We start from the raw sequence: 6,946 nt of genomic DNA on the forward strand, positions 1-6,946 counted from the left end.
TGTTTTCATCCTGATCTTTACAGGACAGCCAGCGACGGGACGGCCGCGTGATGCCTAAGGAAGAGGGCCAGTTCGAGCAGGGCAGGAGCGGCAATCCTGCCGGCCGCCCCAAGGGTGCGCGCAACCGCGCGACCGCAGCGCTGGAAAAGATCCTCGACGGTGACGCCGAGGCGATCCTGAACAAGGCCGTAGAGATGGCGAAGGACGGCGATCCGACCGCCATGCGCCTATGCCTAGACCGGCTCATCCCTGTCCGCCGCGATCGCCCCATCACCTTCACGCTGCCGCCGATCGAGAAGCCGGCCGACCTGACCCGGGCGACGCACGCCTTGATGCAGGGTGTGGCTGCCGGCGAGATCACGCCGAGCGAGGCGGCCGAGCTGTCTAAGCTGGTCGACGCGCACGTGAACGCCATCAAGACCGCGGACCTCGCCGAGCGGCTGGCCCGGATTGAAGAGGGCGGACTGTGACCGTCATCAACCTTGAGCGTCGGCTGGCGAAGATCGAGGCGTCCCGGCGCCCGCCCCGCGGCCTGTATTTCGTGGTCTGGGGTTGCACCCCGGCCGAGATTGAGGCGGCTGTGAGCCGGGCTCGCGAGACTGGCCATGTCGCGGACGGCGAGCCGATCGTGCGCTGCGCATGGCCGGCTGAGTACCCAATACCAGCGCCGAAGTGGGCGCACGACGACATGCACACCTTCAGCAGGACCGAGTTCGGCGCGCTGATGGGCGAGGTCGATCGCTACCATGATGATCTGCTGGCGGCATGCCGAGCAGAGACGCGCCGGCGTGGCCTGCCGCAGCCGACCGAAGCCGAGATCAATGCCGTGGACCCGAGGCAGGAGGAAAAGACCCGCGCCATGAGTGATGCGGTTCTAATCGGGATCGTTTTATCCGCTCCGCTCAATGGCGAACGCACCTCACTGACCGAAGACAGGATGTGGCGCGTCGCTCAGTCCATCTCGACGCTAGGCGTGCGCGACCGGATCCGCGGCCGAGACGATGCGCTGTTCGAGGCTACTGAGCGCGCTGGCCGCGTCGTGAAGCACTGAGGCGCACCATGAACATCATCGACCTAGAACGCCGCCTCGCCCGCATCGAGGCCGGTCGCCGCGGGGGCGCCCCGACCGCACTCCTGACGGATCACCCGATCGGCGACGTGGCCGGCGACCTCGCCGCGGCCGACGCGCTCACGAACTGGCAACGCTGGACTGCCCAAGGGAAAGCGACCGTGAACAACGGCGTGCTGTGCCTCACCGGCCCGGAGCTATCCCCTGACGAGTGGGCCGCCCGGTTCGTCACCGGGCACTGAACGGCAAAGCCGCCTGTTAACGGTTCAGTATTGCTGAGAGAGTATGAAGCACCTCAGTTCGAGGTGGTGTCATGCGCGTTCTGCTGATCGAAGATGACGCTACCGTCGCACAGAGCATTGAGTTGATGCTCAAATCGGAAAGCTTCGTCACCTACACCACCGACCTCGGTGAGGAAGGAATCGATCTCGGCAAGCTCTACGATTACGACATCATCCTCCTCGATCTGAACCTGCCCGACATGTCAGGCTACGAGGTGCTGCGCTCGCTCCGCGTGTCGAAAATTCAGACCCCCGTCCTCGTCCTGTCCGGTATGGCCAGCATCGAGGACAAGGTGAAAGGTTTGGGGTTTGGCGCCGACGACTACCTGACCAAGCCGTTCCACAAGGACGAGCTGGTGGCGCGCATCCACGCTATTGTGCGGCGCTCGAAGGGGCATGCTCAGTCCAAAATCACGATCGACGATCTCGTGCTCGACCTCGACGAGAAGATGGCCTCGATCGACGGCAAGCGCATCCCGTTGACGTCGAAGGAGTACCAGATGCTGGAGCTCCTGGCCCTCCGGAAGGGATCGACCATCACCAAGGAGATGTTCCTGAACCATCTCTACGGCGGCATGGACGAGCCCGAGCTGAAGATCATCGACGTGTTCATCTGCAAGCTGCGCAAGAAGCTCGCCAACGCCAGCCAGGGCAAGAACTACATCGAGACCGTCTGGGGCCGCGGCTACGTGCTGCGCGAAGGCGCACCCGAGATGCGAGCGATGGCAAGCTAAAAATCAGCAGGTAGAAGCGAAAAGTCCTAAACGTGCATTGATTTGTTGTGTTCGCTGGCGCAGATGGCTTGCTTCACTCAAGCAGGTGCGCCGTGAACGAGAACACACGGACCATCGAGGCTGCTGCCACCGATTATTTAGAACTCACGGCTGACCTGGTCTCGGCCTATGTGTCCAGAAATTCGGTACGGCCTGCCGACATGGCGGAGCTGATCGCCAGTACGCACGCTGCACTCACGGGGCTTGGCAATGCCGGCACACTTGCTGCTCCTACCACTGAGAAGCTCACAGCCGCCCAGATCCGCAAGTCGATCACGCCGGACGCGCTGATCAGCTTCATCGACGGCAAGCCGTACAAGACCCTGAAGCGGCACCTCAGCAAGAGCGAAATGACGTTCGAGGAGTACCGAGAGCGCTTCGGCCTGCCGCGAGATTATCCCTCCACGGCGGCCAGCTACTCGGCGCAGCGCTCGGCACTCGCCAAGAGCTTCGGCCTTGGCCAGCAGCGGAAGAAGGCAGCTGCGAAGGCTGCTGAGCCCGCTGAGACCGTCTCCGACAAGCCAAATAAAGCTGGGCGGCCGCGGAAGGCCGAGGAAGCTGTAGACGCCTAAGATCAGGCGATCCGGCTTCTGCTTCAATCATTTGACGGCGCAGGTACAGATCAGCGAGATTAGGAACGACCTGCCCGCTGCTCTCCATAGATCCAGTAGGCACCTCTGGGAGGATTGCCATGGGTCTGACTGCTTTCGTGTTCTTCGTCGTCCCGTGGATGGTGCTTGCGTTTTGGCTGTTCCGCCTTCCAAGCGCTGTCCGCCTCGGTACCTCTGCCACTCCCTGGCGCGCGCTCACGGACTATCCCGATCCGCCGCGCGACCAGCACCACGAGGTCAACCCCTACAACTCCGGCGTCAACGATGGGACCGGCAAGGCAGGCGGCGATAAACACAGCCCGCTCATCAATCCCTAAGGGCATATCCGGACACTCGCTCCGTCGCGGCATCTGATTGCCGCACGCGTTCAAGAGCGTCTTGCGCTTCTCGTGCCACCGCAGAGTTAGATCATCAGAATAAGACGGCTTTTTGTTTTAAGTTTTAAAAAGTCGTCAAATTTCCGATTTGAGATCTTGAACGTGTGCAACGTTGGTGCGTCAACGCTGAGGACCAACGGCTTTGGCACCGCCTGCGCTGGCAATTTCTCCTCCCGAGCCGCCAGCGCAGGCCTCCGATATGGAGGCGTCCGACATGGCCTACAGAGTCAGGATCGATCGCATCGGGAAGGTTGGGGTGCCGCGGAGCGCGCCCCGAGTTTACCAAGCGACGGACGAGGCGGACGCTATCACGATCGCGTTTTACGAGGTGGACGGTAGTAAGCCCGATCGTCCCCGTGTCGCCACGGTCACCGATGCCTCCGGGCGCATGCTGTTCACCTATTCCGGTCGCGCCAGTGTAGCTCCTCCAACATGACCGCGAAAGAGCGCGAGGATCCGGCGCTCGACGACCGTGATGCTAGAGCCCTCATTAGCGTGATGCTCGCGTTCCAGGTCGCGGTCCTGGCGGTCGCGATGCTGTGGCTGTGAGGTCTGGCCTAGTAATGGCGCATATCTTTGCCGCATCGTCATCGAGCCGCCGCCGGGGTCTGCTGCCTCGACCTAATCCGCCAATCCCTTTTTTGACACGTCAGATGTTCAGAAACCACTCGCTTTTCATCGAGGTACAACGGTCATTGATTTGCCGCGAACAGATGTGAGCAATTGGTCAGAGTAGACTGTCATCACCAGCGTCAGGTGGTATTGTGTGCAGTACCGGAGTGGAGGATCAGCTATGAATGCTGCACTGCCGCAGGAACGACTTGGCGAAGTTAGCGCGATGGCGGTGACGCTTGCCGATCGCATACTGATGGAGCGTTTGACGGAGGGAAACCTCCCAGTCGCAAAGGCGAAAACGCTTTGGATAGCTTCTCTGCTGCTGGAGGAGAACGAGCAGCCGGTGCCGACGATCGTGACAGAAGTTCTTGCGGAATTTCGTCATTCCAAGGCCGCAAACGATGCTGAACCTTAGAGAAGCGTTCCCCGAAAAGTCCATGCCGACACCGACGCGCGTTCGCGGCCGTCTCCTGCGCCCGTTTCGGGCTGCTGTTACAGCCTGACACTTACACACCCAGGAACCGTGCCGAGCTCTCGCTCGGCCTAGCGTGCAGGTACCGTCCCGTCGTCGCCACCGAGGCGTGCCCGAGCGTTGCCTGAACCAGATGGATCGGCGCGCCGCGGTCGAGGCTGTGCGAGGCGTGGGCATGCCGAAGCCAGTGCGCCGAGACTTCAACCGGCAGACCGGCGCGAGCCGCCGCAGCCTTCACGGCCCGGTGGACCGCGCTCGGGTCGAGCGCCCCACCCTTCCGCGAGCGGAACACCGGCTCATCTGCCGACCAAGTTGCCAAGTTTGCGACTTGCTCCTGCCGGAGCGCCGTTAGCACCTTCCACGTCGAGGCGGACAGGAGCACGACCCGCGTCTTGCCGCCCTTGCCGAACACTGTCGCTTGCCCGGCCTCGTCGCGCGCCATGAGATCGCGCCACCGCAGCCCACAGGCTTCCGAAATGCGTAGCCCGCCGCCGTAGAGCACGGTCAGCAGCACGCGGTTTCGCAGCACCGGCTCTTGCCGGATCATCAGCAGCGCGTCGGCCTCGGCCATGATGCGTTCGGCCAGCGTGTTCTTGATCGGCGGCACCTTCACGGCTGCGCCGATGTTGAACCGCAGGAACCCGACCTCCTGCGCGAACGTGAACAGCGACTTCAGGGCCGCCGCTGTCAGCGCCACCGTCGCCGAGGCCCCCGGGCGGCTCGCGATGAAGTCCTGCAGTTCGCCCATCCGCACCGAGCCGAGCGGTTTGCCGACATGGGCCAGGAAGCGCCGCGCCTCGCGCTCGTAGTTCCTGCGGGTGTTCGGGCTGGACGATCGAGCGAGCCACAACCGGACCATCTGCGCGTCGTCGTCGGCCTGCGTGGGCGGCAGCGCCTCGACAAGGTTGGCGATCGGAACGAGGGCTGTGCTCATGGCAGCGGCTCGCCATACCCGGGCAGGGGACGGCCGGCCAGCCGGCAAGCGTCGATCCAGAACTGAGCGGCTTCGCGAGTGGGGAACTTCCGCTCGAGACCGGACACACTGACATGCCAAGGCCCGCCGGGATGCGACTGGGTTGGACCTATGATCTCCATGCCCGCAATCCTCCCCCTCCAAGCCACGATCGAAAAATGCCAACGCAAGATAATGTCTCTTGTCTTGCGTCCGCGAGTGTGCAGGATCTGCGGGCCCGCGGCAAGCCTGCCAGCCGGGATGCCTGCATACCTGCAAACCGGCTTCACGCCACTCCGCAGAAACGGCATCGAGGCAGACAGGCAGAGCGCATCCGCGGGCTGAAGGTGTGCCGCTATTCCGGCATTCCGCGAGGCAGGGAAGCCGCGATGCATGTGATCCTGGTGGCGACCCAGAAGGGCGGTTCGGGCAAGAGCACCCTGTGCGCTCACTTCGGCGCGTTGGCCGAGCGCGAGGGCCGCACGCTCCTGGTCGACGCAGATCCGCAGGGTTCACTGTCGTTCTGGTACAAGCGGCGCGCGGCCGAGACCCCGCTGCTCGCCAAGGCTGACGGCAACACGATCGCCGGCATCCTCGACGCGGCGGCCGCCGATGGCATCGCCTGGGCCGTCGTCGATAGTCCGCCGCACAACGCTCCGCTAACCGCGTCTTTGATGTCCCGCGCGACCGTCACGGTGATCCCCGTCCGACCCGGACCGTTCGACCTCGACGCCGTGGCCGCGACTCTTGCCATGGCCCGCAGCCTCAAGGCGCCGATCGCCTGCATCATCAACGCGGCGCCGCCGCCGACACGGGAAACAGAGACCTCGATCGTCGCAGAGGCTCGGACCATGCTCGCCGACATGGGCGCACCCGTGCTGCCCGGTCAGGTGTCGCAGCGCGCCAGCCTCTCGCACGCGCTCATCTCCGGCCAAGCCGTGAACGAGTACGACCCCGAGGGCAGGGCGGCCGGCGAGATTGCGGCCATGTGGTCCGCGGTCGCCGAGCTGGCCCGCAACTTCCCCCGCAAACCGGTAAGCCGCTGACGCGGTAAGCCGTCATTCCTGCATCCCTGCAAAGCTGCATACCGCGAACGAGGCATCCGAGATGGCCGCACCGAAGCGCCCCACCCTGTCGAGCATCGTCGAGCCGAAGGGGCGCCCGCCCGAACCGCTTCCTACAATTCAGGCCGAGGGCCATTCGCCGGACGAGACCGCCGAGGCCGATCCGATCCCGACCGCTGGCCCGGCCGACCTCAAGACGATGCAGGTCCGCGTCAACCGCGCCGGTTGGCTTGAGATGTCCCGCCTTGCTCAGGACCGAGACGTTCCGCTGGAGACGCTGATGGTCGAGGCGTTCAACGACGTGCTGACCAAGCACCGCAAGCCGCCGGTGGTCGAGCGGCGTCAGCCGGTGAAGCGATGACGCTGGCCGGAGCCCTCGCGGCGGTACCGGGGCTCGCCGCGATCAGGGCAGCAGGTACCAGGCTGCGTGCCGCGTGGCTCTGGTATCGCGCCAGCCTCGTGCCGCCTGACCCAGGATGGGGGCCGGGTCTGTCCGAGCCCGCGGACCCGTACATGCAGCAGATGGCATGGATTGCAGCCCTTATAACCGCTGGCGGCACCAGCTCGGCGCTCAACGCCAGCGCCGCCCGTTGGACGGCTGTGGCCGTCATTCTCTCAGGTGCGCAGTCAGCCGCGGGATTCCTCGCATCCGCGTTCTGGTAAAACCGCGTTGCCTGCAAAGCGTGATGCAGGCTTGCAGGTATTCAGGCTTGCGGTATGTCAGGGCTACCA

General features: G+C 64.1%; 10 protein-coding genes. 9 read left to right on the forward strand and 1 reads right to left on the reverse strand.

The features are described from left to right. Nucleotides 1–50: 50 nt before the first annotated feature. The 7 genes from AC3IF1_RS29620 (at nt 51) to AC3IF1_RS29650 (ending at nt 4,141) form a co-directional block, all read left to right on the forward strand. Entirely contained in the window at nt 51–470 is a 420-nt protein-coding gene (locus AC3IF1_RS29620; protein ID WP_489220687.1) for a DUF5681 domain-containing protein, read from the forward strand. Continuing rightward, nucleotides 467–1,051 (forward strand): hypothetical protein, encoded by a 585-nt coding sequence (locus tag AC3IF1_RS29625; RefSeq protein WP_489220688.1) that lies wholly within the window; start codon nt 467–469, stop codon nt 1,049–1,051. The genes AC3IF1_RS29620 and AC3IF1_RS29625 overlap by 4 nt, the downstream gene beginning before the upstream one ends. Before the next feature lie 8 nt (nt 1,052–1,059). After that, entirely contained in the window at nt 1,060–1,311 is a 252-nt protein-coding gene (locus AC3IF1_RS29630; RefSeq protein ID WP_489220689.1) for a hypothetical protein, read from the forward strand. A gap of 71 nt (nt 1,312–1,382) precedes the next feature. After that, complete coding sequence (gene ctrA, locus AC3IF1_RS29635) at nt 1,383–2,084, forward strand: response regulator transcription factor CtrA (protein ID WP_489220690.1); 702 nt, start codon at nt 1,383–1,385, stop codon at nt 2,082–2,084. Nucleotides 2,085–2,176: 92 nt separating this feature from the next. After that, the gene (locus tag AC3IF1_RS29640; RefSeq protein ID WP_489220691.1) at nt 2,177–2,695 is read left to right on the forward strand and encodes a Ros/MucR family transcriptional regulator; all 519 of its coding nucleotides are present in this window, start codon (nt 2,177–2,179) and stop codon (nt 2,693–2,695) included. A 119-nt stretch (nt 2,696–2,814) separates the two neighbouring features. Next, nucleotides 2,815–3,051, forward strand: coding sequence for a hypothetical protein (locus tag AC3IF1_RS29645; protein ID WP_489220692.1), 237 nt, complete (start codon nt 2,815–2,817; stop codon nt 3,049–3,051). A gap of 853 nt (nt 3,052–3,904) precedes the next feature. Next, on the forward strand, nt 3,905–4,141 hold the full coding sequence (locus AC3IF1_RS29650) for a hypothetical protein (RefSeq protein ID WP_489220693.1): 237 nt from the start codon (nt 3,905–3,907) through the stop codon (nt 4,139–4,141). A 91-nt stretch (nt 4,142–4,232) separates the two neighbouring features. On the opposite strand, the gene AC3IF1_RS29655 is transcribed toward AC3IF1_RS29650, so the two are convergent. Next, nucleotides 4,233–5,132 carry a tyrosine-type recombinase/integrase gene (locus AC3IF1_RS29655; protein WP_489220694.1) on the reverse strand — a complete coding sequence of 300 codons (900 nt, stop codon included), beginning with the start codon at nt 5,130–5,132 and terminating at the stop codon, nt 4,233–4,235. 197 nt (nt 5,133–5,329) lie between these two features. Between AC3IF1_RS29655 and AC3IF1_RS29660 the strand changes: the two genes are divergently transcribed. Then, nucleotides 5,330–6,196 (forward strand): nucleotide-binding protein, encoded by an 867-nt coding sequence (locus AC3IF1_RS29660; protein WP_489220695.1) that lies wholly within the window; start codon nt 5,330–5,332, stop codon nt 6,194–6,196. A gap of 61 nt (nt 6,197–6,257) precedes the next feature. Further along, nucleotides 6,258–6,575, forward strand: a complete 318-nt coding sequence (locus AC3IF1_RS29665) for a hypothetical protein (protein ID WP_489220696.1) — start codon at nt 6,258–6,260, stop codon at nt 6,573–6,575. The last annotated feature ends 371 nt before the right edge of the window (nt 6,576–6,946 follow it).

This window comes from Methylobacterium sp. E-012 (genome assembly GCF_057836545.1).

Coding starts and splice junctions, on each gene's coding strand:
- AC3IF1_RS29620 (WP_489220687.1), top strand. CDS start 51: ATGCCTAAGGAAGAGGGCCAGTTCGAGCAGGGCAGGAGCGGCAATCCT.
- AC3IF1_RS29630 (WP_489220689.1), top strand. CDS start 1,060: ATGAACATCATCGACCTAGAACGCCGCCTCGCCCGCATCGAGGCCGGT.
- ctrA (WP_489220690.1), top strand. CDS start 1,383: ATGCGCGTTCTGCTGATCGAAGATGACGCTACCGTCGCACAGAGCATT.
- AC3IF1_RS29645 (WP_489220692.1), top strand. CDS start 2,815: ATGGGTCTGACTGCTTTCGTGTTCTTCGTCGTCCCGTGGATGGTGCTT.
- AC3IF1_RS29650 (WP_489220693.1), top strand. CDS start 3,905: ATGAATGCTGCACTGCCGCAGGAACGACTTGGCGAAGTTAGCGCGATG.
- AC3IF1_RS29655 (WP_489220694.1), bottom strand. CDS start 5,132: ATGAGCACAGCCCTCGTTCCGATCGCCAACCTTGTCGAGGCGCTGCCG.
- AC3IF1_RS29660 (WP_489220695.1), top strand. CDS start 5,330: ATGCCAACGCAAGATAATGTCTCTTGTCTTGCGTCCGCGAGTGTGCAG.
- AC3IF1_RS29665 (WP_489220696.1), top strand. CDS start 6,258: ATGGCCGCACCGAAGCGCCCCACCCTGTCGAGCATCGTCGAGCCGAAG.